Here is a 24129-nt window from a genome sequence, read left to right as displayed (position 1 = left end):
AATGGGATGTAAGATGATGGCGGCATGGCGGCCTCAGCCATTCTCGGCGGCGGACTGCCGCAGCCGATCGCCCAAGCCGCCGGGGCCCTGCCCCGGCTGGGGCAGGCGGGTCTTGTTCATCAGTTCGACCGCCCAGCCGGGATATTCGGGCGGCAGCGCGCTGACCGCATCGAGCCGGGCCAGTTCCTCCGGGCCCAGCTCCAGCTCCAGCGCCGCCAGATTGTCGTCGAGCTGATCGAGGTTGCGCGCGCCGATGACGATGGTGCTGACACAGGGCCTGCTCAGCAGCCAGGCGATCGCGACCCGCGCCACCGATACGCCATGGGCGTCGCCGATCTCCCGCATCGCATCGACGCAGGCCCAGGCGCGCTCGCGATCGACCGGCGGATAGTCGAGCTGGGCACGACGGCCCTCTCCCGCGCCGCCACCTTCTCCATCGCGCCGGTACTTGCCCGAGAGCAGGCCCCAGGCGAGAGCGCCCCAGACCATCAGCCCGACCCGCTGATCCTGCAGCAGCGGCGCGATCTCCCGCTCCAGATCGCGCCCCGCGATCGAGTAATAGGCCTGGAGTGACTGGAAACGGGTGAGCCCGCGCCGATCCGACAGGGCCAGCGCCTTCATCAGCTTCCAGGCCTGCCAGTTGGAACAGCCGACATAGCGGACCTTGCCTTGCGCGACGAGATCGTCGAGCGCGCGGAGCGTCTCCTCCTCCGGGGTGATAGGGTCCTGCCCATGCATCTGATAGAGATCGACATGATCGGTGCCGAGCCGCTTCAGGCTGGCCTCCACCGACGCCATGATATGCGCGCGGCTGGCCCCGATATCATTGGGCCCGGGTCCAGTGCGGCTGAAAAATTTGGTGGCGACGATCACGTCCGAGCGGCGGACCCCCAGATCTTTCAGCGCCTGGCCGACCGCGACCTCCGACCGGCCATCGGCGTAGACATTGGCGGTGTCGATCAGATTGACGCCCCGCTCCAGCGCATGGCCGACCAGCCGATTCACCGTCGGCTGATCGAGATTTCCGATCATCTGGTAGAGCCCGTCGCCATCCTGCGCGCCGAAGGTCAGCGCGCCGAGCGACAGGCGCGACACGAACAGGCCGGTGTCGCCGAGCAGCGCATAGCGCATCGGGGCGGTGCCGCCGCTCATCGCGCCACCAAGGCCGGCGCGGCGGCCTCGGCGGCCATGCGCCTGCCGGCCTCCGCCCACAGCGCGTCGTTGCCCGATGTCCAGAGCCGGGTCCATTTGAGCCGGGTCAGCCGCCAGCCGACGGCAAGCCGGGCCGCCTCGATATCATAGCGGGCACCGATCACCGACCAAGGCTCGCGCCCGGCGACCTCCATATGATGCGTCGCCAGCACATAGGCGCTGCAGGTCGCCCGATCGCCCTCGATCGTCACCAGATGGTTGGTGCTGACATGCTGGGTCATGCTGAACTGGCCAATCATGCGGATCAGCCCTTCGGCGCGATCGGCGGTGCGGTGACGGCCGGGCGCGATCGGCCCACCGCCCATGTCCGGAAAGCCGATGAACTCGGTCTCCATCTCTTCGGCCCAGGCGGCGCGGATCTTCGCCGGATCGCGAGTGTCGATCCCGTCCAGCCAGATCAGGATCAAGCGCCGGATCCGGTGCTCGTCGAGCAAGTCGCTCAGCGCTTCATCCATCGCATATATCCTGCATGGCGCAGGCCGGATAAGCCGCGCCGCCATGGTGCCTCGTGCCGTTCAGGCCGCGAGCGGCTGCGGCCCGCGGATCAGCCGGCCGGGCAGTTCGCTGGTCGGCACGCCATCACGCTGGATGACCTTGCCCGACACCAGCGTCGCCCGGTAGCCGATCGCGCCCTGGTTCAGGCGGCGCCCGCCACCCGGCAGATCGCGTTCGATATGCGGCATCTTCAGTTCCAGCCGGTCGAGATCGATGATGTTGATATCCGCCTTGTAGCCGGGCGCGATCACGCCGCGATCGTCCAGCCCGACCAGACGGGCGGGGCGCGAGGTCAGCGCCTCGACGGCGTCGCTCAGCTCGATCTTCTGGCTGTCGCGGTCGCGCGCCCAGTGGGTGAGCATGAAGGTGGGGAAGCTGGCGTCGCAGATCAGCCCATAATGGGCCCCACCGTCGCCGAGGGCGACGACGGTGTCCTCATGGGTGATCATCTCGAACACCGCGTCCAGCGTCGCTTCGGCATAGTTGGTGATGGCGGCGAGGATCATTCCCGCGCCGTCATTCTCCAGCAGCAGATCATAGGCGATGTTTTCCGGCGACACGCCGGTCTGTTCGGCGAGGGCTGCGATGCTGCTGCTCCTGGGCGGCTCATAGTCGGCCGGGGTGCGGAACGGATAGAGCCGCTTCCAGTCCCGGGCGATGACGAACAGCGGATTCTTCGGGTCCGCGGGCTGCTCCACCAGCAGCCGGGCGCGCAAGGCGGGATCGCGCAGCGCGGCGACCCGCTCGGGCACCGACAGCGCCAGCAGCGGCTCGTAGCTGGGGCACAGGCTGAACGGGTTCAGGGTCAGATCGATGCCGAGCAACATGCCCATCGGGCGCGGGAACACCTGCGGGCGGATCTCCACGCCCGGCTTGCGGTTGGCCTCACTCACCGCCTTCAGCACGTCGCGATAGGCCTTCGGCGGGCCGTCCATCATCTGGGTCATCGAGAAGGTGACAATCCGACCGGTCTTCTCGCTGAGCCGCTCCAGCATCGGCACGAAGCGATCCGCGTCGGCGGGGTGGCGCTGGTCGAGCACCATCTGGAACACGCCCCGCCCGGTGTCGGTCATCGCCTCGGCGATCGCCAGATATTCGCTCTCGGCGCTCTGGAAGGAGGGGATGAACTCGCCCTTGCCGGTGCGGTGCGCCGGCACGCTGGACGTGGCGAAGCCGAGCGCGCCGGCGCGCATCGCCTCCCGCGTGATGTCGCGCATCCGCTCCAGATCGGCCGGCTGAGCCTCCTCCCGGCGGACGCCGCGATCGCCCATCACATAGACGCGCAGCGGTGAGTGCGGCAGGTAGACGCCAAAATCGATATCGTGCGGACGCTGCTCCAGCGTGTCGAGGAACTGCGGGAAGGTCTCCCAGCTCCAGTCGAGCCCCTTGGTCATGACGACCTCGGGCACGTCCTCCACGCCCTCCATGACGCTGACCAGCACCTCATGGTCCTCGGGACGGCAGGGCGCGAAGCCGACGCCGCAATTGCCCATCACCACCGTCGTTACGCCATGGGCCGAGGAGGGGGAGAAACGCTGCGACCAGACGGCCTGGCCGTCATAATGGGTGTGGACGTCGACAAAGCCCGGCGTCACCAGGGCACCCTCGGCGTCGATCTCCTCGGCGCCCTGCGCCCTGACCTCGCCCACCTCGACGATGCGGCCGTCGCTGATGGCGATATCGGCGCGTCGGAGCGGCGAACCGAGACCATCGGCCACCAGTCCGTTGCGGATCACCAGGTCGGGCGAAGATTGCTGTGACATCACGACTCTCCAGTTTGCGCGATACTAAAACAATTATTTTAGATCGTCAACGCAGCACGGGCGGGGAATGATGGCCACAGAAGCCATTATATTTCCTGCCATTTCCTTACGGCCCGGTGACGATCAGGCGTGCGCATCCTCGAGGATCATCGCCGAGGCGCGTTCGCCGATCATCATCGTTGGAGCATTTGTATTAGCACTGGTGAGCGTGGGCATCACCGACGCGTCCACGACGCGCAGCCGGTCGACGCCGCGCACCCTGAGGCGGGGATCGAGCACCGAATCCGCATCGCCGCCCATCCGGCAGGTGCCGCTGGCATGCCAGCCGATGCCGGCGGTCGAACGGACGAAATCGCGCCACTCGTCGTCGCTACCGAGCACCGGGCTCAAACGGCCGACGACATGTTCGGCCAGGCCCGGCGCGGCGAAGATCCGCTCGATCGCCTTGCCGGCGCGCACCAGCGTCTCGACGTCGCGTTCGTCGCCGAGCAGGTTGGGATGAATGACCGGAGAATCCTGGGGAGCGGCGCTCCGCAGGCGGATTTCACCCCGGCTGTGGGGCCGGTTGACGAAGCTGTGCATTCCCGCCGCCGGGTCCTTGAGCAGGGGGAATACCGCCGCCTTGCCGGGGCGCAGCGGCGGCTTGGTCGGATCGAAGACCCAGCTGGAGAAGAACAGCAGGATATCGGGCTCGGCGAGATCGGGCTGGGTCTTAGCCCCGGCGATCGCCTGGGTCATCGACAGCGCCATGAGGCCGTCCCGCTTCGCCAGATAGCGCAGGAAGGCCAGGCCCTGCCGCCAGCGCGAGCGCAGCTGCGAATTGAACGAAGGCAGGTCGATCAGCCAGCGCAGGCCGATGCCGGGATGCTCCATCAGGTTCTGGCCGACCCCGGCGCGATCGGCGACGACCTTGATGCCATGTTCGCGCAGATGGGCGGCCGGGCCGATGCCGGACCGCATCAATATGGCCGGCGACTGGGTGGCCCCGCCGCTGACGATCACCTCGCGGCGCGCCTTGACGATCAGCGGCCGGCCATCGCGGGCCCGCGCCGCCACGCCGGTGGCCACGCGTCCCTCGAACAGCACGCGATCGACCAGCACATGCGTCATCACCCGGAGGTTCGGACGCTTGCGGACCGGCTCCAGGAAGGCACGTGCCGGACTGCAGCGGCGGCCGTCCTCCTGATTGGTCAGGGTGTGGAAGACGCCGTCGATATCGCCCGCCGCCGGGTCCTCGATATAGCGGAAGCCCGCATTCTTCGCAGACTCGAAGAAGGCGGACAGGACGGGCCCACGGGTGCGCTGATGCGTGACGGCCAGGGTACCGGTGCGGCCGTGCGACTGGAAATCGCCATCGCCTTCCCAGCGTTCGCCGCGCATGAAATAGGGCAGCACGTCGCGAAATCCCCAGCCTTCGCAGCCGAGCTTCTCCCACAGGTCATAGTCGCCGCGCTGGCCCCGGATATAGACGAGGCCGTTCACCCCGCCGCCGCCGCCCAGCATCTTGCCGGCGTTCCAGATGATCTCGCGCCCGTTGATCGTCGGGTCCGGCTCGCTCTTGTGGATCCAGTCGGTCCGCTCGTCGCCGACCAGCTTGACCGAGCCGACCGGCATATCGACCCAGAAGCCCTTGCCGTCGCCGCCGGCCTCCAGCAGCACCACCTGGTTGTTCGGATCTTCGGACAGGCGGTTCGCCAGCACGCAACCGGCGCTGCCTCCGCCGATGATGACATAGTCGGCTTCGATCATCTCTTCCCCTCCGATAATGCGCGCCGCTCGGCGGCAAGAGCCCGGGCGGCCAGCACCGCGTCAGCAAAGGCGCGCGGGTCCTCCTGCGGCGGATTGTGGCCGGCCTTGACCAGGACCCGTCGTTTCCAGCCCCCGGTGAACCGCGCCGACAGGTCCATGAAATGGGTGGGCGGCATCAGACCGTCGCTGCCGCTTTCGATCACCACACTGGGCGCGGAGATCGGCGGCAGCGCCGCCAGGCGTCGCTCGATGTCGGCGTAGGTCGGGTCGCCGGCCGCCAGACCGTGGCGATGGCGATAGCTGTGGGTGACGACATCGACGAAATCGGGGTTGTCGAAGGCGGCGGCGGAGCGCGCATAGTCTTCGTCGGAGAAATCCCAGCGCGGCGACCAGAGCCGCCAGAGCAGACGGCAGAAATCCTCGCGGTGCGCCGCCAGCCCCGCCCTGCCCCGTTCGGAATGGAGATACCAGACATACCAGAGCCGGTGTTCGACCTCGGGCGCGAGCGGCAGGGCGGCGCGCGCCGGATCGAGGATATTGTAGCCGGCCGCCGAAACCAGCGCCTCGACCCGCTCGGGCCACAGCGCGGCGACGACGCAGGCCGCACGGCCGCCCCAGTCGAAGCCGCCGAGGATGGCCCTGTCGATGCCCAACGCATCAAGCAACGCCAGCAGATCGGCGCCGAACGCGCCCTGCTGGCCCGAGCGCGGCGTATCGGCCGACAGGAAGCGGGTAGCGCCATAGCCGCGCATCCACGGCATGACGACCCTCGCGCCTTCCCGCGCCAGCAGTTCGGCGGCATCGCTGTAGCAGTGCGCGTCATAGGGAAAGCCATGGACCAGCACGACCGGCCAGCCGTCCGCCGGGCCCGCCTCCGCATAGGCGACATCGAGCACGCCGGCCCTGACGGTTCGCGGCGTCATCACCTTCATGCCGTCAGGCTCCGGCGGGGAAGGCGTCGCGCGCGAAGGCCGTGACGTCGGCCAGGAACGAATCCGGCTGTTCGAGCGCGGCGAAATGGCCGCCCCGCTCCAATTCGGTCCAGCGCACCACATTGTAGTAGCGCTCCACCCAGCTGCGCGGCGGCGTACCGCCCACAAACTCATAGGGATAATGGGCGAAGGCCGTCGGGCTGGCGCAATAGACCTGACCGAAGGGCACCCGCTCCTCCGCCATGCCGCGATAGGACCAGAGCGAACTGCACATCGTATCGTTGACCAGATAGATCATGACATTGGTGAGCAGTTCGTCGAGCGTGTACACCTCCTCGATCGACCGGCCGGACAGCTCCGACCAGCAGTAGAATTTGTCGAGGATCCAGGCGGCGGTGCCGACCGGCGAGTCCATGAGGCCGATCGCCAGCGTCTGCGGCCGGGTGGCCTGCTGCACCGCATAGGCGAGATGGGGCCGCTCGCGCTCCATCATCGCGCGGATCGCGGCGCTCTCCTCCTCGGTGGCGGCGCCATCGTCGCCCGGCGCCGGGCGCAGGCCGATCAGATTGACGTGGACCGCGACGCAGGAGGCCGCATGATCGGCGCCCAGCCAGGCCGCGACCACCGCGCCCCAATCGCCGCCCTGGACCATGTACCGGTCATGGCCCAGCACCTCGACCATCAGCCGGTTCAACAGCCGCGCCGCCGTCCGCATGCCCACCGGGCGCGGCGGGGGGCCTGAGAAACCATAGCCGGGCAGCGACGGGATGATCAGATCGAAGGCGTCCTCGGCCGAGCCGCCATGGCGCGACGGGAAGGCGAGACGATCGGCGATCTTCCAGAATTCGAAATGCGAGCCCGGCCAGCCATGCAGGAGGAGAAGCGGCCGGCGCCGGGCGCCCTCGCCGCGTATCTCGACATAATGGAGGCCGATCCCCTCGATCTCGACGCGATATTGCGGATAGCGGTTCAGCTCCGCTTCGGCCGCGCGCCAGTCGAACCCGTTCAGCCAATGATCGCACAGCCGCTTCAGCCAGCGGCTGTTGATGCCGTACCGCCAATCGTCCCCTTCATCGGCCGGAGCGGGGAAATGGCGGTAGCGCGCGACTCGGTCGCGAATCTCCGCCAGTTTCTCGTCCGGAACGTCGACGCGGAATGGCGTCGGCGCGGTGATGGCAGCGACGGGATCGGCCATGGCGGTACCCCCTCGGTTCTTCAGTCGGCGCGCTTGTCGAGCCGGATCGCGCCTTCGGGGCAGTTCATCGCGCCGTGGCGGGCCTGCTCCTCCAGCTCCGGCGGCACCTCGGTCGGCGGCATCGTGTTGTAGCCGTCGTCGTTGAGTTCATAGACCTGCGGGGCCTTCAGCATGCACAGCGCGTGGCCCTGGCAGCGGGCATGATCGACAATCACCTTCATCGCGATTCTCCCTTGCTGATCAGCGCGACGGCCAGACGAGCGGCACGCGCGTCATCGTCATCGCGACGCCCGAGGCGCCGACCGGCTTGTCGTCGGGATCGACCGAGAAGTCCGGTATCTGGCGCAGCCATTCCTCGATGAAGATGCGGATTTCCGGCCGGGCAAGGTTCGAGCCGAGGCAGCGGTGCGGCCCGGTGCCGAAATTGAAATGGCCCGCCCGCTTGCGCTGGAAATCCACCTCCAGCGGATTGGGGAATTTGCGCTCGTCCAGCCCCGCCAGGTGGAGCGGCAACAGCACCTGCTCGCCCTGCTCGATCCTCACCCCCTTGAAGGTGGTCGGCCTGGTCGCGATGCGGGCGAGATTGAGGATGCCGAAGCGGCGCAGGAACTCCTCGGTCGCATCCTGGGTCAGCGAGCCGTCCTCGATCAGCTGGCGGCGATGTTCGGGATTGCGGGCGAGGAACAGCACGATGAAGGCGAGCGCCGACGATACCGTCTCCAGCCCGCCGAAGAAGACATTGAGCGCGATCGACGTGCTCTCCTCCTTGGTGATGCGGCCTTCGCGCTCCGCCTGGATGATGACGCTGAACACGTCGTCGTCGAGGTCCTCGACCTGACGGCGCTCTTCAAGGATCGCCATCATGTAGTTGGCGCCGCCGATGCGTGCCGCGACCCGCTCCTCATGGCTGTCGCTGCGCGCGACGGTATCGGCGTAGCGCTTCATCTCGGGCAGCTTGTCCTTGGGGATGCGGGCATGCTCGAAGAACAGCTCGGGCGGGATGTTGCCGCCGAACTCGCTGACGAACTCGCAGCCGCCCTTGGGCACGATGCTGGCGATGCGATCGGCCATGATCTTGCGGATCACGGGTTCGATCGGCGCCACCGCCTTGGGCGACATCGGCCGCAGCACGACACTGCGGATCGGCCCGTGGCGCGGTGGATCGAGCTGGTTGGGCATCAACACCGGGCTGTCCGGCCCGCGCGGCGGCACCGTGAACTCCCAGTTCGAGAAGGTCTCGTAATCCTGCATGACCGCGAACATGTCGTCGGCGCGGGTCATGATCCAATGCCCGCCATAATAGGGGGTGTAGATGATGTCCGGCCCGTCGTGCAGGCTCTTCCACGCCAGGTGCGGGTCCTCGGTCACGCCGGGCGGAGAGAAATAGTCGAGTTCGACCACCCGGTCGGCTGGGACATGCGGCGGGATTGTTTCGCGCCGTTGCGCGGTCACCTGTTCCTGATAGGCCATTCGCCTTCTCCACTCTCCAGTCGGCTATTTTCTCGCGGCCCGCACATTTCGCGGGCCGTATGCGGATTCAGAGCCGCGGCCCTCGCAGCAGCAACGCGCGCAGCACGGCGACCAGCGCTACGGGCTGCTCCAGCAGGACATGATGATCGCTGTGCGGGATGACGATCGGCGCATGGCAGCTCGGCAGCTGCGACAGCATCAGATCGGCCAAAGCGGGGGTCACCACGCCGCTGCGATCGCCATAGATATAGTCGATCGGCATGGTGACGCCGGGCGGCACCAGCCTGTCGGGATCATCGGTGAGCTGCGGATCGAAGGACGGATCGAACTTCCAGGTCCAGCCGCCCTCGGCGGGGCGCGCCGAATGCCGCGCGATATGATCGATGATCTCGGCATCGACATCGCCCGAGGACGGGATCAGGCGGTAGCGGCTACGCGCCTCGTCCATATCCTTGTAGACGCGCTTGCCGGGGTTGAAGGCCTGCAGCTCGATCTGCGCGGGCTCCGGCACGCCGCCGAGGATCAGCCGCGTGTCGATGATGATCGCATGGCTGATCGCTTCGGGCTGGAGCAGGCTCGCATAGGCAGCGGGGGACCCGCCGAAGCTGTGCGCGACGATCGTCACCGGAGCCAGGCCCGCATCCTCGATCACCGCCAATATCTCGCGCGCGAAGCCGCGCATCGTGTAGCGATCGCGCCAGCCGCTGTCGCCGAGGCCGCTGAAGTCCATCGTGGCGACGCGATAATCGTCCCGGAAGAAGGGGAGGATATGATCCCACCAGCGCGAATGGGCGCGGAAACCGTGCAGGAACAGCAGAGTCGGCGCGTCGGCCGGCGCACTGTCCCAAAGCCGATAGCTGATCTCGACGCCGTCGATCGAGACGCTGCGCGCCGGGGCGTCGGCGAACTCCCATCCCGGCGCGGCCGCACGCCCTCTGGCGGGCGCGGGCGCAGTAGCGGTGGCCAGCGCGACCGCAGCAGTCTTTTCCCCGTCCCTGTCGAGCACCCGGCCTCTCCGTGACTCCCTGTTCGATGATGACGCTAGACGTGCCTTTGCCTCTGTGCAACTAATTAATGATCGCGTATCATTCAAACGCATCATCTGGAGAAGCGCATGTCGACGACCACCCTGACCCGCGGCACGCTGGCCGCCGCCACCACGGATTTCCTGGGTTCCGGTACCAAGAAGCTGCTGATCGACGGCAAGTGGGTCGAGTCGCGATCGGGTGAGACGTTCGAGACGGTCGACCCCGCGACCGAGCAGGTGATCGGCCATGCTTCCGCCGCCACCGCCGAGGACGTCGACCAGGCCGTGACCGCCGCGCGCCGCGCGCTGGAGAGCCGCAGCTGGTCCGGCATGCCCCCGCACGACCGGACCAAGCTGCTGCTGCGGATCGCGCGCGTGCTGGACGAGCATGTCGAGGAGATGGCCCAGCTCGAGACGCTCGACAACGGCCTGCCGATCGCCGTCACGCGCAACTTCGCGTCGCGCCTGTCGACGGTGTTCGAATATTTCGCCGGCTGGTGCAGCAAGATCTATGGCGAGACCTATCCCTCGTCGGACCAGTTCTTCAACTACACGATCCGCGAGCCGGTGGGTGTATGCGCGCAGATCATCCCCTGGAACGGGCCGATGATGATGGCGGCGTGGAAGATCGCGCCAGCCATCGCCTGCGGCAACACCGTGGTCCTGAAGCCCGCCGAGCAGACCCCGCTGACCGCGCTGCGGATGGGCGAGCTGCTGATGGAAGCCGGGGTGCCGGACGGCGTCGTCAACATCCTGACCGGCTTCGGCCGCGTCGCCGGCGAGGCGCTGGTCAACCATCGCGGCGTGAACAAGATCGCGTTCACCGGATCGACCGAGGTGGGCAAGCATATCCTGGCCAGTTCCTCGCGGGATCTGAAGCGGGTGACGCTGGAACTGGGCGGCAAATCGCCCAACATCGTGTTCGACGATGCCGATATCGACCTAGCGGTGGCCGGGGCGATGCGCGCCTTCTGCACCAATTCGGGCCAGGTGTGCGTCGCCGGCAGCCGCCTGTTCGTGCAGCGCGGCATCCATGACGAATTCCTGGAAAAGCTGTCTGCGGCCGTCGGCCAGCACCGCGTCGGCGATCCGTTCGACGAGACGACCACGATGGGGCCGCTGGTGTCCGAGGCGCAGTTCACCCGGGTGAACGGCTATGTCGACATCGGCCGCGCCGACGGAGCGCAGGTCAGCCTGGGCGGCGACCGCTTCACGGGCAGCGGCTATTATGTCCGGCCGACCATATTCTCCGGCGTGAACAACCAGATGCGCATCGCCCGAGAGGAGATATTCGGCCCGGTGGTCGCGGTGATCCCTTTCGACAATGAGGAGGATGTTCTGCGCCAGGGCAACGACACCGATTTCGGCCTGGCATCGGGCGTGTGGACCCGCGACATCGCGCGGGCGCATCGCGTCGCGCGCGGCCTGAAGGCCGGCAACGTCTGGATCAACACCTATTTCATGATCGATCCGATCGCGCCGTTCGGCGGCTATAAGCAGTCGGGCCTCGGCCGTGAGCTCGGCCGCCAGTCGATCGACGCCTATACCGAGAGCAAGACCGTCTGGATCAACACCCCGGGCTGATCGATATGACCACCGGCGAGCCCCCGCAGCCGGAGATCGAGAGCCTGGCCGAAGACGGCATCGGCTGGATCCGGCTGCGGCGGCCGCCGCTCAACATCATCACCACCGGCATGGCCGGCGCGATCGCGGATGCAGTGGAGCGGTTCGACGCCGACCCAGGCGTGCGTATCATCGTCATCGCCTCGGCGCTTGACCGGGCCTTCGCGGCCGGCAGCGACGTGGGCGAGCATGACCTTCCCCATCTGCGCGCCCACGCCGAGGCGATCTTCCGCATGTCGCGGGTGCTGGCTGCCGCCGACGGCAAGCCGCGCATCGCCGCGATCAATGGAATCTGCTCAGGCGGCGGCTGCGAACTGGCCTTCGCCTGCGACATGGTGATCGCCCGCGACGACCTGCGGCTCGCGCTGCCCGAAATCGACATCGGCGTCGTCAGCGTCCTGGCCGCCTGGCTGATGGCGCACCATGCCGGCCAAGCCAGGCTCCTCGATCTCGCCTTTTCGGGACGATGGATCGACGCCGCCGAAGCGGAACGCGCCGGCCTGACCATCAGGACCCTGCCCCGCGCCAGCTTCGATGCCGAACTGGGCGATTATCTGCGCGTCCTGGCTGGCAAGAGCGGCTCCGCGCTGCGGGTCGGCCGGCGCCTGCTGCTTTCCGCGCTCGGCCGCGACGGCCTCGACGCGCGCTTCGACGAACTGCTGCGCGGCATCTTCGAGGAGGCGACGACCATCCCCGATTATGCCGAGGGCGTCGCCGCCTTCCTGGAGAAGCGCAAGCCCCGCTGGCTCCATCGATAGCCGGACCCTGATCGCCGGGCGGACCAGCTGGCGCGATCGAGCTTCATCGACATGGTGTGCCGTTCACGCCTGAGACACGCCTCCCAAAGCTCCGTGCCGTGGCGCCATAGAGCCATGGCACGCGGAGCGTTCGCCACAGCAAAAGGCCGGCTTTCGCCGGCCTCGTCATCCAAGGGGGATGAAGGCCGGGCCCGAGAGCCCGGCCGACAGGATCAGAACTCGAAGTCCACGGCGATGCCGTAGGTGCGGGGAGCCGCCGGGGCGCCCTGGTCACCCGCGCTCGTCGCGGTCTGGTAGCTGTAATATTTCTTGTCGAGCAGGTTGCGACCCCAGACGCGAAGCTTGAGCCTGTCGGTCGCCTGGTAGGCGAGCTGGCCGTTGACGATGTCATAGGCCGACTCACGGAGGCGCTGCTGCGGATCCCAGTAGAAACCGTCATTATGATACCAGCTGCCGGTCAGCGTGAAATCGCCCGCGCTGGTCGGGATCGTCCAGTCGACCGCCACCGTGCTGCTGAACTTCGGCGCGCGCGGCAGGGTGTTGCCCGATGCATCGAAGAATATCTGCCGGTTGGCATAGGGCGCCACCGTCAGCGGCACGAAGCCCACCGCCGCCGGATAATCCTTATACTTGCTGTTCAGGAAGGAGGCGTTGGCCGAGATGCGCAGGTTCGGTGTCACCTGAAGGGCCGATTCCAGATCGACGCCATAGATCCGCGCCTGGGCCGCATTGTTGAGGACGCTGACCGGCGGCACGCCGACCACCGCCTGCACCTGCAGATCGGCATAGTCGTAATAATAGGCCGAGACGTTGAAGCGCAGGCGGCGATCGAACAGGTCGGACTTGAAGCCAACCTCATAGGCGTCGAGCACCTCCGGCCGGGTTGGCGCGACGATGTTGCTGCAGGCCACGCCGATCGGCGGCGTGGTGGCGCAGAGCGCGCCATGGTTCAACGCACCCGTCTTGTAGCCGCGGCTGGCGCTGGCATAGAGCAGGACGTCCGGCGTGACACGCTGGTCGAGCGCGATGCGCCACGTGACCTTCTCGAACGAGACGCGCTCCTTCGGGACCAGGATGGTGACCTGCCCGTTGGCGTTCGCGCCGGTGAGAACCGAGGAGGTGCCGACCTGATATTGCGTGGCCGACAGACGATCCTTGCTGTAGCGCGCGCCCAGGGTCAGGCGGGTGCTGTCGGTGACGTCAAAGGTCGCCTGGCCATAGGCCGCCAGCGAGTCCGAGGTCTGGAAGGAATAGCGGCTGAACGTGCCGTCATGGCGATAGCCGAGGGTCACTTCCTGCGGATCGTAGCCGGCGCGGCCGTGGAGATAATAGAGGCCGCCGATCCATTCGAGCCAGTCGGGCCCGGACTGACCGTTGGAGAGCAGCTGCAGCTCCTGGGTATAGGTCTTCCAGACGAGGTGGGCGAAGCTGGTAGCACGCGAGATCAGCGGGCTGGCATCCGACGGCACCGAGATTTCGGCCTTCGCCTTCAGAAAGGATGAGATCGACTTGAGGGTCGCGAAATCGGCCTCATGCGCCGCTTCCGCGGAGAACATGTACTGGTGGTTGCGGTTATACCACTCAACATCCGAATTATAGTCGTAGAAGCCGCCGGTATACTGATAGGGGTTGTTGCCCGGAGGCCCAGGAAGCAGCCGGCCCGGCAGCGGGTGGCGATAGTGGTTCTGGTTGGTGTCGACATCGACATACATGCCGCTGAGCTTGACCGTGGTGCGGTCGTCCGGGGTCATGACGATCTTGCTGTGGATGCCGAACTCGTCGGTATAGCCGGCCGCCCGCTTGACCGGCCGATCGGCGAAGGTCTGCGTTCCCACCACGATCGGGCCACCCTCCCCCGCCTGGAAGAGATTGCGGCCCCAGCCCTTGGACTGCTTGTTGTAAACGACCGACAGATTTGCCGCGATCGTATCGGTGCCGCCGCTGATATAGCCGGTGGCGTTGACCGCGCGATAGTTGCCGTAGCTCAGCGAGAATTTGCCCTTGAGCTCCTCGGTCGGGTCCTTGGTGACGATCTGGATCAGGCCGCCCGTCGCGTTGCGGCCGAACAGCGTGCCCTGCGGCCCCTTCAGCACTTCGACCCGCTCGATATTGTTAAACGAGAAGAACAGGCCGGCGGGCGCGCTGTGATAGACGCCGTCGATGTAGAGCGGCACGCTGGGATCGTTGCCGGGAACCAGCGACGCCGTGCCGACGCCGCGAAGGAACGGCTGCACGACCGTGCTCGACTTGGCGATGTTCAGGCCCGGCACCACCGCGTTCAGATCGGCGGTGTTGGTGACGCCCTGCCGCTCGAGGCCCTGGGCCGAGATGGCGTTAACGGTCAGCGGAATATCCTGCAGCCGCTGCTCGCGGCGCTGCGCGGTGACGACGATGTCTTCAATGCCCTGGACCGAGGCATCCTCGGCCGCGGCGGCGGGCACCGCCGTGGTCTGTGCGATCGCCATATGAGCGCTTGCGACCCAAAGGCCGGACACCAGCACTGCGAACTTTCTGGCCATGGAAAAATCCCTCCCAGTCTGACTGTTTTTTCGTAAGGATGCGAAGGGGGTACACCCGGCCGCGGAAACCGTCAATACAGTTATTTTGAAATATTGGCTTACCCTCCTAAATCCCCCGGGAAAACAAGGGCCATACCCACCTTCCCACTGCGGCAGAGGACGGCTCTGCCGGCGATGTCAGGACCAGGCGACGAGCCTGATTTAATAAGCGTTTGCAACAATTGCATTGTTTCGGCACATTCATGTGCTCCAGACTCGCCAGACAGCAGGAGCAGAGCATGTTGCCCTTCCACGTCGAACCGCTGACGCCGACCAGCGAAGCGATCCAGATCCACGGACTAGAGCGCGGGCATCTTGACGATCCAGCGGTGCGCGAGGAACTCGGCCGGCTGTGGATCCAGCACGGCCTGGTCGTGTTCCGCGGCATGGAGGACAGCGACGAACTGCATCTCGAACTGAGCCGCGTGTTCGGCCCGTTCCAGCTGCATCCGATCAAGCAAGGCAACACCGATCCCTCCCGGCTGGAGATCACCAACGTCCAGTATGAACCCGGCGGCGAAAACGGCAATGTCTACAACGTCAACGGCGTGGACCTGGGCGGCTGGCTGCCGCTGCATTTCGACCTGGTCTATTTCGACAAGGTCAACCATGGCGGGCTGCTGCGGCCCCGGTTGATCCCGCCGACGATGGGCGGCACCACCTTCCTCGACAAGATCGCGGCCTATGACAGCCTGCCCGACGATCTGAAGCGCAGGGCGGAAGGGCTGGAGGTGATCTACGACTTCTACATGGACATCTCGACGATGAAGAACAGCGTCGACACGATCCGGCTGGTGCGGATGGGCAAGAAGTTCCGCGACATCCAGGCACGCGAGGACAGCTATCCGCGCTCGATCCATCCGCTGGTCTATGCGCAGAAGGAAACCGGCCGGAAGATGCTGAACCTGTCACCCTGGTTCGCCGACGAGATACTGGGCCTCGACCGCGCCGAGGGCGACGTGCTGCTCGGTGAACTGGCGCGGCACATCCTGTCGCACCCCGACATCTACATCCACCGCTGGACCCCCGGCGACATCGTGCTGTGGGACAATTGGCGGATGCTGCACGGCGCCGAGGGCCTGCCGCCCGAAAGCGGCAGCCGCTGGCTGCAGCGCACTACCCTGGCCGGCGATTATGCGCTCGGCCGGCTGGAAGGCGCCGAGAACAGCGCCCTGGAACTGGTCGACGTCTGAGCGGCCCGCCGCGAGAAAAAAGGGGGCGGAGGATGATGCCTCCGCCCCCTTTTTCGTGCCGATCGCCGCGCCCCGATCAGAAGGGGACTTGCGACAGATCGAGATTGTAGAGCCGCTGCGCGTTGCCGCCGAAGATCTTGCCGCGCTCCTCCACGGTCATCGCCTCGATTGCGCTCTCCATATAGTGGAAGCTGTCCGGATAGAGGCAGGTGGGGTGCGGGAAATCGGTCTCGAACATCAGATTGTCGATGCCGATCTTGCGCGCGGTGTGGACGATGTTGTCGCGCTCGAACCAGGAGCAGATGTAGATCTGCCGGCGGAAGATGTCCTTCGGCGAATCCCGATATTCGAAGGCTGCCTCGCGCATCTGATATTCGAGCGCCTCCAGGAAGAAGGGCACCCAACCGGCGCCGCTTTCGACCGAGACGATCTTGAGCGCGGGGAAGCGTTCCAGCACCCGGGTCAACAGGATGTTCGCCAGGACACGCATATTGCCGACGAACAGCATCAGCGAGCCATAGGCCAGCTTGACCTCGTCCGGATGCCCCGGCCACAGGCCCGCGCCGAACCACGTCATCGACTCGTCCGACGCGCCGATGTGGAAGTTCACCGGCAGGCCGAGCGAGGAGCAGGCCTCCCACAGCGGATACCAGTGCGGATCGCCGAGATGCGGCAGGCCATGGACATGCGGGTCGGAGTTCATGTTGATGCCGCGCAGGCCCATCGCGGCGCAGCGCTCCGCCTCCTTCACCGCCAGGTCGACATCCCACCAGGGGACCATCGTCATGGGATAGATGCGGTTGCCGGAATCGGCCTGCATCTCCGCCATCGCATCGTTGAAGATGGTCATGCTGAGGTTGCGCAGCTCGGCGTCGAGCAGCATCGATTTCTGCCCGCCGAAGCCGAGCAGGTTGGGATAGGCGATCTGCGCGGCGATCCCTTCCCGATCCATGAAGGCGAGGCGCGACTTCAGATCATAGGCGCCGGGGTGGACATCGGCGAGCTGGAGGTCGCGGAAATCCATGCCCAGCGTCTTCGATCCGTCCTTGCGGATCGCGCTCGACGCGCCCTCGCGATTGAGCGTCTGGCCGTCGATGACCCAGTCCCAGCGGCCGCCGACATCGCGGACCTGCGGCACGCGATCGCGGAACCGGGCGGGCGCGCGCGACGTCCACAGATCATACCATTCGCTGACATGGGTGTCGGCATCGACGACGCGGATGCCGGGCAGCAGTTCGTGCGCGGTGGGCTTTTCGAGGGTCGCGACCATGTTGGGCCTCCACATGCTGATTCAGGATAAGATCACCCGCCGTCGCCCCACGCGCCGGCCCGATATTCTCAGCCGACGATCCGGCCCTCGCGCATCGTGGCGATCCGCGCCTCCGGATAGCCGAGCTCCGCCAGGATCGCGTCGGTGTGGGCCCCGAGTGACGGGGCCAGCGAGCGGGCATCGATCGGCGTCTCGCTGAGCCGGGCAAGCCCGTTGAGCAGCCGGACGGGGCCCACCTCCTCGGTCTCGAACTCGACGAAGCTGCCATTGTGGCGCACCTGCGGATCATCGAAGAAGCCGTCGATGTCGTTGACCGGCGCGAAGGGCAGGCGGTGCGCGCGTGTGATGGCCAGCACCTCCGCCATCGTCTTGCCCTCGCAGGCAGTGGCGATCTCCCTGATCAGTTCGGGCTGGTGGACGTTGCGGCCGCCCGGCGTGCTGTAGCGGGGATCATTCATCAGATCCTCGCGCCCAAAAGCGCGGCAGGCTTCCTCGAACTGGTCCTGGGTCAGCAGATAGCCGATGAGCTTGCCGTCGCTCAGGTGGATCATATTGTAGATGTCCGCCGTGAACGGCGCCTCCGGGGGCGCGTTCCGGAAGGAGCGGGTGTAGATATGGTCGGGCAGCATGAAACTGGCGTAGGAATCGAGGATCGTCGCGTCGATCTTCTGGCCGCCGCCGCCCGCGCGCCGGTGGATCACCGCCGCCAGCGCCGCCAGCGCCGCCGAATAGCCGGCGACCTTGTCGGCCTGGACGCTGCGGATCGCGCGCGGCTTTTCGGGCGTGCCCTGGATCGGCATGAAGCCGGTCAGCCCCTGGACCATCATGTCGTAGCCGGGCTGGTCCCGATAGGGGCCGTCGGTGCCATAGCCCGTGATCTGCACCGAGATCAGGCCGGGATTGTCGACGATCAGGCTTTCATGGTCGAGACCCATCGCCTCGGCCGCGCCGACCCGCATGTTCTGCAGGAAGATATCGGCCCGGGCGAGCAGGCCGCGCAGCACGGCCATGCCCTCGGGGGACTTGAGATCCAGCGCAATGCTGCGCTTGTTGCGGTTCCACTGGGCGAAGGCGGCCGAGACGCCCTTGTACACGGGCGGGATCACCCGCATCACCTCACCCCCGAGCGGTTCGATCTTGATGACGTCGGCGCCGAGGTCCGCCAGCAGCTGCCCGCAGATCGGGGCCGCGACCATCGTCCCGACCTCGACCACCCTGACCGAGGCGAGCGCCCCCTTGCCCGATCCGCCGCCCGTCATGTCCGCTCCATCCTCAACACCGCGATCCCGCCTAGCGCGTCAGGCCACCCCGACCGGATCGCATTTCTCGAGCTGCGGACGCGCCGCCAGCAGCGGGCCCATCTTCTCCATGGCCGCGCGCAGATGCGGCTCGGCCATGTGCTTCTCCAGCGCGGCTTCAGAGGCGTAGCGCTCGATCACGCGATAGACGCCATCACGGCCACGGATCTTGGTGAACTGGTAGAGCTGGACCTCGGGCTCCCTGGCCCGCACTTCCTGCATCAGTTCGGCGGCCACAGCCTCGAACTCGGCCTCGGTACCCGGGCGGACGCTCAACTCCGCGACGACGTAAACCATGTAATCTCTCCCGTTCGGCGCCTCGCGCCACCCTGTTCGCGTCAGACGCTGGCCGTGCCTTCGAGCAGCGACAGCGTCCGCGCATTGCGGAACCAAAGCTCGACCGGATTGGCGCGCATGAAGCCGTGGCCGCCCATCAGCTGCACGCCCTCGTCGGCGATCCAGGTCGCCTGCTCGCGGGTGTAGCTCTGCGCCAGCGCGGCGCTGCGGGTGGCCTCCTGGCCCTTGTCGATCTCGGTCGCGGCGCGCCAGCACATCCAGCGGCTCGCCTCGGTCTCGACGAACATGTCGACCAGACGGAAGGCGACGCTCTGCTTCTGCGCCAGCGCCGAGCCATGGACATGGCGTTCCTTGGTGTAAACCACCGAATGGTCATAGACGCCGCGGCACAGACCGACGAGGATCGACGATGCGCCAACGCGAGCCGCGTCGACGATCCGCTGCACGTCGCAGCCATGATTCTCGCCGAGCCGCGCGTCATGGCCCAGCACGACATTGTCCAGGCGCAGCGTGACCGAGCCGAGGCCGGAAAGGCCCAGCTGGCGTTCGCTCTTGTCGATCACCACGCCGGCCGCGTCGCGCGGGACGATGAAGGCATCGGGCTTGCCGTCATGCTGCGCGATCACCAGGAAATGGCTGCACTTGTCGCCCAGTGGCACCTGCACCTTGGCGCCGGTCAGGCGATAGCCGGCCGGATCGGCCTCCGCCTTGGTCGACAATGCCTCGATGCCGTTGTCGATCAGGCCCGGTTCGGCCAGCGCGACCGCCGCGCCATGGTAGCGATCGCCGGTGAACAGGGGCAGCAGCGCTTCCTTCTGCGCGGCCGAGCCCTGCTCCTTCACGGCACGGACGAAGCCGAGCGGGCTGGCCAGCGCGACACCGAAAGCGGCGTCGGCCCAGCCCAGTTCCTCGAGCAGCAGCGCGCTCAGGATCGCGCTCTGATCGGGCTCCGCGCCGTCCTGGTCGATCATCGACTGGACGACGCCGAGGCTCCAGAGCTGGTCGAGCGTCTCATCCTCGATCCGGCCGTCGACATCGGCCTGGCGCGCCAGCGGGCGCAGCACCTGCCCGGCGAATTCCCGGACGGTGGAGCGTGCGATCTCCTGCTCTTCGGTAAGTTCGAACGAAATCAAGTCTGATCCTCCCGCTTGCGCATCCCGCGCTCAGGGCCGTCCGGCGCGCCCGGGACGGCCAACCTGGCTGCATTATCTGTATGATGCAATTGTTTCATCAGCGATGTCAAGGAATCTTATCGCCGCTCCGGCCCGTACCGATTCCGTTTCGGCGGCGCTCAACCCGGCAGAGGCGATGAACGCCGCCGGGTCCTCCTGCATGATCAGATAGGGATAGTCGGTGCCGGCGCACACTTGGCCGGGTGCCATGTCCCGCGCGATGTGACGCAGCAGGCCGGGCTCATAGACGTTGCTGTCGTAGAACAGCCGGCGCGCCTGTGCGCTGGGTGCGGTCGTCAGCCGGTCGCGCAGGTCCGGCACCATCCGCCAGCCCTGGTCGAGCCGCCCGATCAGCGACGCCATAGCCCCGCCGCCATGGCTGAGCGCCACCCGCAGACGCGGATGGCGTTCGAGCACGCCGCCGGTGATGAGCGAGGCCCCCGCCATCGCGACGTCGAGCGGAAAGCCCACCATCGGCCCGAAGAAGGGCGCGTGGGACATGACATTGGCGGTCGCCACCGGATGCAGCGCATGGATAAACACCGCCAGCTCCCCCGCCTCGGCGGCGGCGAAGACCGGGGCGAAGGCGTCCTCCCCCGGCAAGGTGCCGTTGATGTTGCTGCCGATCTCGATCCCGTCGACGCCGAACCGCGCCTTCAGGTCACGCAGGTAGCGCACCGCGCGATCCGGCTCCTGCATCGGCACCATGGCGAGGCCCCGGAAACGGTCCGGCCGGCGCGCCACCATCTCGGCGATCGCGGCGTTGACATGATCGGCGAGATATTCGGCGTGCGCGGCTTCCTGCCAGTAGGACAGCAGTTCGGGCATCGGCGAGAGCAGCTGGATCGCCACACCGTCGCGGTCCATGTCCTCGCAGCGGCGGGCGACATCCCAGGAGCGGTCGTCCAGCTCTCGGAACGGCTTGTCGCCCAGCATCAGGGTCGAACGGGTCGCGGCCTCGCACCGCATGCACGGCCAGGGCGCGGCGCTGCCGGGGTCGGCCGGCAGCCCGCGCGGGGTCATGTGGCTGTGGATGTCGATGAGGCCGGAAGCGCTCATGCCCTGTCGAGGAAGTCGTTGACCATGTCGTTGAACTGGTCGGCACGCTCCCACTGCACCCAGTGGCCGGTCTTCGGGAAGACATGCAGTTCGGCGTTGGGCATCGACTTCAGGAACACCAGGGCATTGTCGAACGACAGGACCCGGTCCTCGCGGCCCCAGAGGATCAGGGTGCGGTGCTGCAGCTCGTTGAGCGCCTGTCGCCAGAGATCGTCCTTCGGATTGGCGCCACGGCCGCGCAGCGGCGGATTGGCCATGGTGTCGGGGCGGATACAGGCCTTGTAGCGCTCCTCCACCAGATCCGGGGTGATCATCGAGCGATCGAACACCAGCAGATCGAGCACCTTGTCCAGCTTCTCGCGGGTCGGCCCCTCGCCCTCGTAGAAGTGGAGCATCCGCAGCAGGCCTTCGGTCGGATGCGGGCTGAGCGAATAGCCACCGCCGGGACCCATCAGGATCATCCGGTTGACCCGGTGGGGGTGGCGCAGCGCGAGGCTGATCGTGGTGCCGCCGCCCAGCGAATTGCCGATAAAGCTGGCCTTCTCGATGCCCAGCGCGTCCATCAGGCCGAGGATGTTGTCGGCGAAGCCGTCATAGATGGCCTCGGCGGTGGGCTGCGACGGGGAATCACCATAGCCGGGCAGATCGGGAACGATCACGCGCCGCCCGCCGGCCGCCAGCGGCTCGACATTGCGCCGGTAGTTGCTGATCCCCGATGCACCCGGGCCACCGCCATGGATGCAAATCAGCGGCTCGCCCTCGCCATGCTCGACATAGGCCATCGGCGTGCCGTTGACCTGTACCGTGCGCTTTTCCAAACCGTCCGCCATCTTGTCCTCCCGGGATCAGAGCATCGTGCTGCCGCCGTTGACGCTGATCACCTGGCCGGTGACGAACGACGCTTCGGGCGACGCGAGATAGAAGACCATCGATGCCACCTCGTCGGGCTCGCCCGAGCGGCCCTTCGGGATCACCGACAGGAATTGATCGATCAGGGGATTGCCCTTGGCGGTCTCGGCCTCGACCTGCGGGGTCCGGATCATGCAGGGCGCGACCGTGTTGATCGTGATGTCATGGCGGGCGAACTCGCGCGCCAGGCCGGTGGTAAGGCCGTGCATCCCGCCCTTGGCGGCATTGTACATGGCGTGCGCCCACAGGCCGTTGCGGACCGAATCCGCCCCCATATTGACGATCCGGCCGTAATTCTGCGCCACCATCAGCGGCAGCGCCTCACGCGTGCACCACAGGCAGGTCCACAGGTTGCGGTCGATCGTGGTCCGCATCGTATCCGGCGTGTGATCGGCGAAGGGCATGATGATGCCGCCGCCCGCATTGTTCACCAGCACATCGACCCGGCCATAAGCCTTGCGGGCCGCACCGACGAAATCGGCCGCGACCTTCTCGTCGCTCAGGTCCCCGCTGACCAGGATCGCGTCCGGGGCGATCTGCGCCGCGACGGTCGCCAGCGCGTCGGCATCGATGTCCGCCAGCACCAGCCGGCTTCCCGCCGCCGCGAAGCGGCGCACGATAGCCTGGCCGATCGCGCTGGCGGCGCCAGTGACGAGGACGACGGGCGCGTCGGCGCTCATGCCGGGTTCCCCTCGGCCATCCGCTCGAACTCGCCATGCTTGCCGAACTCCGGATCGGGCACGGCCGCCCAGCTGTCGAGCGATTCCAGGCTGGCCGGCAGCAACCGCGGCTCTCGCGCGCCGACCTCCGGGAATTCCTCCATGCCGAAGCTGTACTCAACCGTCATCCCGTCGGGGTCTAGGAAGTAGAGGAAGATCGAATCCGACGGCGGATGGCGGCCCGGGCCATAGACAATCTTGGTCGAGTTCGCCTTCACCCGATGATAGGCGCGGCCGATATCGTCGATGTTCGACACCATGAAATTGATATGGTTCAGCCCGTTGCGAGTGCCCGCACCAACCCCCAGCGAATGGTGGAAGGGATTGGGGAAGCAGCGCATGAAGCTGACGACATTCTCGACCCGATCGGACACGCGGAAGTTCATCTGCTCGAGCAGGAACGTTTCGGTCGCGGGGCGATCGGTGCTGCTCAGGACGATATGGCCGAGGCGCTGGATAGCGGTATGGACCGGCTCGAACGGGGGGAGTTCGGCCATGTCGGCGTAGAATTCGAAGGTGACGCCCGTGGTCGGCTCGCTGATGCGGAACGCCTCGCCGATGCCGAGTTCCAGGCACTCCAGGTCGCCAACCGGGCGCGGCGCCAGCCCGATGTCGCGGAACTGCGCCTTCAGCGCGTCCAACGCCTCCCGGCTCTCCATCTGCCAGCCGGCCCGCTTCACGCCGGGCACGTCGCCGCGCACCAGCATGATGTCATGATGCTTCTCGCTGCACCGCAGGAACACCCGGTCCGGGGTGCTGGCGTCGGTCTCGACCAGGCCGACGATCCGGGTGTAGAAGTCCCGCGACCGTTCGAGGTCGCTGACGTTGAGCGCCAGATAGCCCAGGCGCCGATAGCGGATTTGCGAAACCGACATGCGAATGGCCCTCGTCAACCGATCAGACGATGATGCTCACGCGGCCGTGCGGACGCAGGCTGCTCATGTCGAGCATGCTGCGCTTCGACAGGATCTTCAGCCCGTCCGCCCCGGCGCGGATGCGATGGATATGGTGGCCGAAATAGCAATCGGTCACATCGTTCTTGGCCCGGTAGGTGATGAACAGCGAGCGGACCAGCAGCTCGTCGCCCTCGACCGCGACGATGCGGACATTGGTGATGCTGTGCGCGGTGCGCGAGCGCGGCCATTCGGAATGGGCGCCCGGCTTCTTCAGCCGGCGCACGCGATGCTGGAGCCGGGCATAATCGTCGGCGACCAGGAAGAGCTGATCGGCCGAATCGGCATCGTCCTCCGCCCGGGTGGTGGGCACGTCATAGGTCGCGCCCTCGGCGAAGAGGGCAAGCCATTCGTCGAGCTTCCACTCGTCGAGCAGCGCCGCCTCCAGATAGAGGAAATCCTCGATCTGCGATCGGGTCGGGATCCCGCCCTGTGCTTGCGCCGCCGCATCGGCGCGTTCGATGGTCGCCATGCCGT

Annotated in this window: 22 protein-coding genes; 3 read left to right on the top strand and 19 right to left on the bottom strand. The window is 66.7% G+C overall.

The features are described from left to right. Positions 1–33 precede the first annotated feature (33 nt). The 9 genes from CMV14_RS04020 to CMV14_RS03980 all read right to left on the bottom strand — a co-directional run bounded on the left by CMV14_RS04020 (position 34) and on the right by CMV14_RS03980 (position 9822). Positions 34–1152: an aldo/keto reductase gene (locus tag CMV14_RS04020; RefSeq protein ID WP_238147183.1), complete on the bottom strand. Its 1119-nt coding sequence runs from the start codon at positions 1150–1152 to the stop codon at positions 34–36. After that, entirely contained in the window at positions 1149–1667 is a 519-nt protein-coding gene (locus CMV14_RS04015; protein ID WP_066959539.1) for a nuclear transport factor 2 family protein, read from the bottom strand. The genes CMV14_RS04020 and CMV14_RS04015 overlap by 4 nt, the downstream gene beginning before the upstream one ends. Positions 1668–1727: 60 nt before the next feature. After that, a complete protein-coding gene (locus CMV14_RS04010) occupies positions 1728–3470 on the bottom strand; it encodes an N-acyl-D-amino-acid deacylase family protein (protein ID WP_066959541.1) in 1743 nt (580 codons plus the stop codon). Between the two features lie 123 nt (positions 3471–3593). Beyond that, positions 3594–5219, bottom strand: coding sequence for a GMC family oxidoreductase (locus CMV14_RS04005; protein ID WP_066959543.1), 1626 nt, complete (start codon positions 5217–5219; stop codon positions 3594–3596). Next, the gene (locus CMV14_RS04000) at positions 5216–6151 is read right to left on the bottom strand and encodes an alpha/beta fold hydrolase (RefSeq protein WP_066959545.1); all 936 of its coding nucleotides are present in this window, start codon (positions 6149–6151) and stop codon (positions 5216–5218) included. The genes CMV14_RS04005 and CMV14_RS04000 overlap by 4 nt, the downstream gene beginning before the upstream one ends. A 4-nt stretch (positions 6152–6155) precedes the next feature. Then, on the bottom strand, positions 6156–7346 hold the full coding sequence (locus CMV14_RS03995; protein ID WP_066959547.1) for an epoxide hydrolase family protein: 1191 nt from the start codon (positions 7344–7346) through the stop codon (positions 6156–6158). A 20-nt stretch (positions 7347–7366) separates the two neighbouring features. Then, complete coding sequence (locus CMV14_RS03990; RefSeq protein WP_066959549.1) at positions 7367–7567, bottom strand: ferredoxin; 201 nt, start codon at positions 7565–7567, stop codon at positions 7367–7369. A 19-nt stretch (positions 7568–7586) separates the two neighbouring features. Further along, positions 7587–8816 (bottom strand): cytochrome P450, encoded by a 1230-nt coding sequence (locus CMV14_RS03985; protein WP_066959550.1) that lies wholly within the window; start codon positions 8814–8816, stop codon positions 7587–7589. Positions 8817–8883: 67 nt separating this feature from the next. Continuing rightward, positions 8884–9822, bottom strand: a complete 939-nt coding sequence (locus CMV14_RS03980; protein WP_066959552.1) for an alpha/beta fold hydrolase — start codon at positions 9820–9822, stop codon at positions 8884–8886. Between the two features lie 108 nt (positions 9823–9930). Between CMV14_RS03980 and CMV14_RS03975 the strand changes: the two genes are divergently transcribed. Together CMV14_RS03975 and CMV14_RS03970 are read left to right on the top strand one after the other, a co-directional pair. Further along, positions 9931–11427: an aldehyde dehydrogenase family protein gene (locus CMV14_RS03975; RefSeq protein WP_066959554.1), complete on the top strand. Its 1497-nt coding sequence runs from the start codon at positions 9931–9933 to the stop codon at positions 11425–11427. A gap of 5 nt (positions 11428–11432) precedes the next feature. Then, complete coding sequence (locus tag CMV14_RS03970; protein ID WP_066959556.1) at positions 11433–12224, top strand: enoyl-CoA hydratase/isomerase family protein; 792 nt, start codon at positions 11433–11435, stop codon at positions 12222–12224. A gap of 212 nt (positions 12225–12436) precedes the next feature. Here the strand turns inward: CMV14_RS03970 and CMV14_RS03965 are convergent, their stop codons facing one another. After that, complete coding sequence (locus tag CMV14_RS03965; protein WP_066959558.1) at positions 12437–14743, bottom strand: TonB-dependent receptor; 2307 nt, start codon at positions 14741–14743, stop codon at positions 12437–12439. A gap of 278 nt (positions 14744–15021) precedes the next feature. Between CMV14_RS03965 and CMV14_RS03960 the strand changes: the two genes are divergently transcribed. Continuing rightward, positions 15022–15975, top strand: coding sequence for a TauD/TfdA dioxygenase family protein (locus CMV14_RS03960; RefSeq protein ID WP_066959560.1), 954 nt, complete (start codon positions 15022–15024; stop codon positions 15973–15975). Between the two features lie 76 nt (positions 15976–16051). On the opposite strand, the gene CMV14_RS03955 is transcribed toward CMV14_RS03960, so the two are convergent. From CMV14_RS03955 to CMV14_RS03915, 9 genes are all read right to left on the bottom strand, one after another. Further along, positions 16052–17245: an amidohydrolase family protein gene (locus tag CMV14_RS03955; RefSeq protein WP_066959562.1), complete on the bottom strand. Its 1194-nt coding sequence runs from the start codon at positions 17243–17245 to the stop codon at positions 16052–16054. Between the two features lie 68 nt (positions 17246–17313). After that, a complete protein-coding gene (locus CMV14_RS03950; protein ID WP_066959564.1) occupies positions 17314–18504 on the bottom strand; it encodes a CaiB/BaiF CoA transferase family protein in 1191 nt (396 codons plus the stop codon). A 39-nt stretch (positions 18505–18543) separates the two neighbouring features. Next, entirely contained in the window at positions 18544–18840 is a 297-nt protein-coding gene (locus CMV14_RS03945) for a putative quinol monooxygenase (protein WP_066959566.1), read from the bottom strand. A gap of 41 nt (positions 18841–18881) precedes the next feature. After that, positions 18882–19973 (bottom strand): acyl-CoA dehydrogenase family protein, encoded by a 1092-nt coding sequence (locus CMV14_RS03940; protein WP_066959568.1) that lies wholly within the window; start codon positions 19971–19973, stop codon positions 18882–18884. Positions 19974–20045: 72 nt separating this feature from the next. Next, on the bottom strand, positions 20046–21071 hold the full coding sequence (locus CMV14_RS03935; RefSeq protein ID WP_066959570.1) for an amidohydrolase family protein: 1026 nt from the start codon (positions 21069–21071) through the stop codon (positions 20046–20048). Continuing rightward, positions 21068–21901, bottom strand: a complete 834-nt coding sequence (locus tag CMV14_RS03930; RefSeq protein WP_066959572.1) for an alpha/beta fold hydrolase — start codon at positions 21899–21901, stop codon at positions 21068–21070. Before CMV14_RS03930 ends, CMV14_RS03935 begins: the two co-directional genes overlap by 4 nt. A gap of 15 nt (positions 21902–21916) precedes the next feature. Beyond that, positions 21917–22660 carry an SDR family NAD(P)-dependent oxidoreductase gene (locus CMV14_RS03925; protein WP_066959574.1) on the bottom strand — a complete coding sequence of 248 codons (744 nt, stop codon included), beginning with the start codon at positions 22658–22660 and terminating at the stop codon, positions 21917–21919. After that, the gene (locus tag CMV14_RS03920; RefSeq protein ID WP_066959576.1) at positions 22657–23574 is read right to left on the bottom strand and encodes a VOC family protein; all 918 of its coding nucleotides are present in this window, start codon (positions 23572–23574) and stop codon (positions 22657–22659) included. Before CMV14_RS03920 ends, CMV14_RS03925 begins: the two co-directional genes overlap by 4 nt. Positions 23575–23596: 22 nt before the next feature. Continuing rightward, positions 23597–24124, bottom strand: a complete 528-nt coding sequence (locus CMV14_RS03915) for an aromatic-ring-hydroxylating dioxygenase subunit beta (protein ID WP_066959577.1) — start codon at positions 24122–24124, stop codon at positions 23597–23599. Positions 24125–24129 lie beyond the last annotated feature (5 nt).

Source organism: Rhizorhabdus dicambivorans, assembly GCF_002355275.1.
GTDB lineage: Bacteria > Pseudomonadota > Alphaproteobacteria > Sphingomonadales > Sphingomonadaceae > Rhizorhabdus > Rhizorhabdus dicambivorans.
Note: the sequence above shows the minus strand (reverse complement) of the source record. Positions and strands in the feature narration are given on the sequence as shown.

Excerpts from the sequence above, each read along its gene's own strand:
- CMV14_RS03965 (WP_066959558.1), bottom strand. The coding sequence starts at position 14,743 with ATGGCCAGAAAGTTCGCAGTGCTGGTGTCCGGCCTTTGGGTCGCAAGC.
- CMV14_RS03945 (WP_066959566.1), bottom strand. The coding sequence starts at position 18,840 with ATGGTTTACGTCGTCGCGGAGTTGAGCGTCCGCCCGGGTACCGAGGCC.
- CMV14_RS03930 (WP_066959572.1), bottom strand. The coding sequence starts at position 21,901 with ATGGCGGACGGTTTGGAAAAGCGCACGGTACAGGTCAACGGCACGCCG.
- CMV14_RS03950 (WP_066959564.1), bottom strand. The coding sequence starts at position 18,504 with ATGACGGGCGGCGGATCGGGCAAGGGGGCGCTCGCCTCGGTCAGGGTG.
- CMV14_RS03925 (WP_066959574.1), bottom strand. The coding sequence starts at position 22,660 with ATGAGCGCCGACGCGCCCGTCGTCCTCGTCACTGGCGCCGCCAGCGCG.
- CMV14_RS04000 (WP_066959545.1), bottom strand. The coding sequence starts at position 6,151 with ATGAAGGTGATGACGCCGCGAACCGTCAGGGCCGGCGTGCTCGATGTC.
- CMV14_RS03990 (WP_066959549.1), bottom strand. The coding sequence starts at position 7,567 with ATGAAGGTGATTGTCGATCATGCCCGCTGCCAGGGCCACGCGCTGTGC.
- CMV14_RS04010 (WP_066959541.1), bottom strand. The coding sequence starts at position 3,470 with ATGTCACAGCAATCTTCGCCCGACCTGGTGATCCGCAACGGACTGGTG.
- CMV14_RS03915 (WP_066959577.1), bottom strand. The coding sequence starts at position 24,124 with ATGGCGACCATCGAACGCGCCGATGCGGCGGCGCAAGCACAGGGCGGG.
- CMV14_RS03995 (WP_066959547.1), bottom strand. The coding sequence starts at position 7,346 with ATGGCCGATCCCGTCGCTGCCATCACCGCGCCGACGCCATTCCGCGTC.
- CMV14_RS04015 (WP_066959539.1), bottom strand. The coding sequence starts at position 1,667 with ATGGATGAAGCGCTGAGCGACTTGCTCGACGAGCACCGGATCCGGCGC.
- CMV14_RS03960 (WP_066959560.1), top strand. The coding sequence starts at position 15,022 with ATGTTGCCCTTCCACGTCGAACCGCTGACGCCGACCAGCGAAGCGATC.
- CMV14_RS03955 (WP_066959562.1), bottom strand. The coding sequence starts at position 17,245 with ATGGTCGCGACCCTCGAAAAGCCCACCGCGCACGAACTGCTGCCCGGC.
- CMV14_RS03985 (WP_066959550.1), bottom strand. The coding sequence starts at position 8,816 with ATGGCCTATCAGGAACAGGTGACCGCGCAACGGCGCGAAACAATCCCG.
- CMV14_RS03975 (WP_066959554.1), top strand. The coding sequence starts at position 9,931 with ATGTCGACGACCACCCTGACCCGCGGCACGCTGGCCGCCGCCACCACG.
- CMV14_RS03920 (WP_066959576.1), bottom strand. The coding sequence starts at position 23,574 with ATGTCGGTTTCGCAAATCCGCTATCGGCGCCTGGGCTATCTGGCGCTC.
- CMV14_RS03935 (WP_066959570.1), bottom strand. The coding sequence starts at position 21,071 with ATGAGCGCTTCCGGCCTCATCGACATCCACAGCCACATGACCCCGCGC.
- CMV14_RS03970 (WP_066959556.1), top strand. The coding sequence starts at position 11,433 with ATGACCACCGGCGAGCCCCCGCAGCCGGAGATCGAGAGCCTGGCCGAA.
- CMV14_RS04005 (WP_066959543.1), bottom strand. The coding sequence starts at position 5,219 with ATGATCGAAGCCGACTATGTCATCATCGGCGGAGGCAGCGCCGGTTGC.
- CMV14_RS04020 (WP_238147183.1), bottom strand. The coding sequence starts at position 1,152 with ATGAGCGGCGGCACCGCCCCGATGCGCTATGCGCTGCTCGGCGACACC.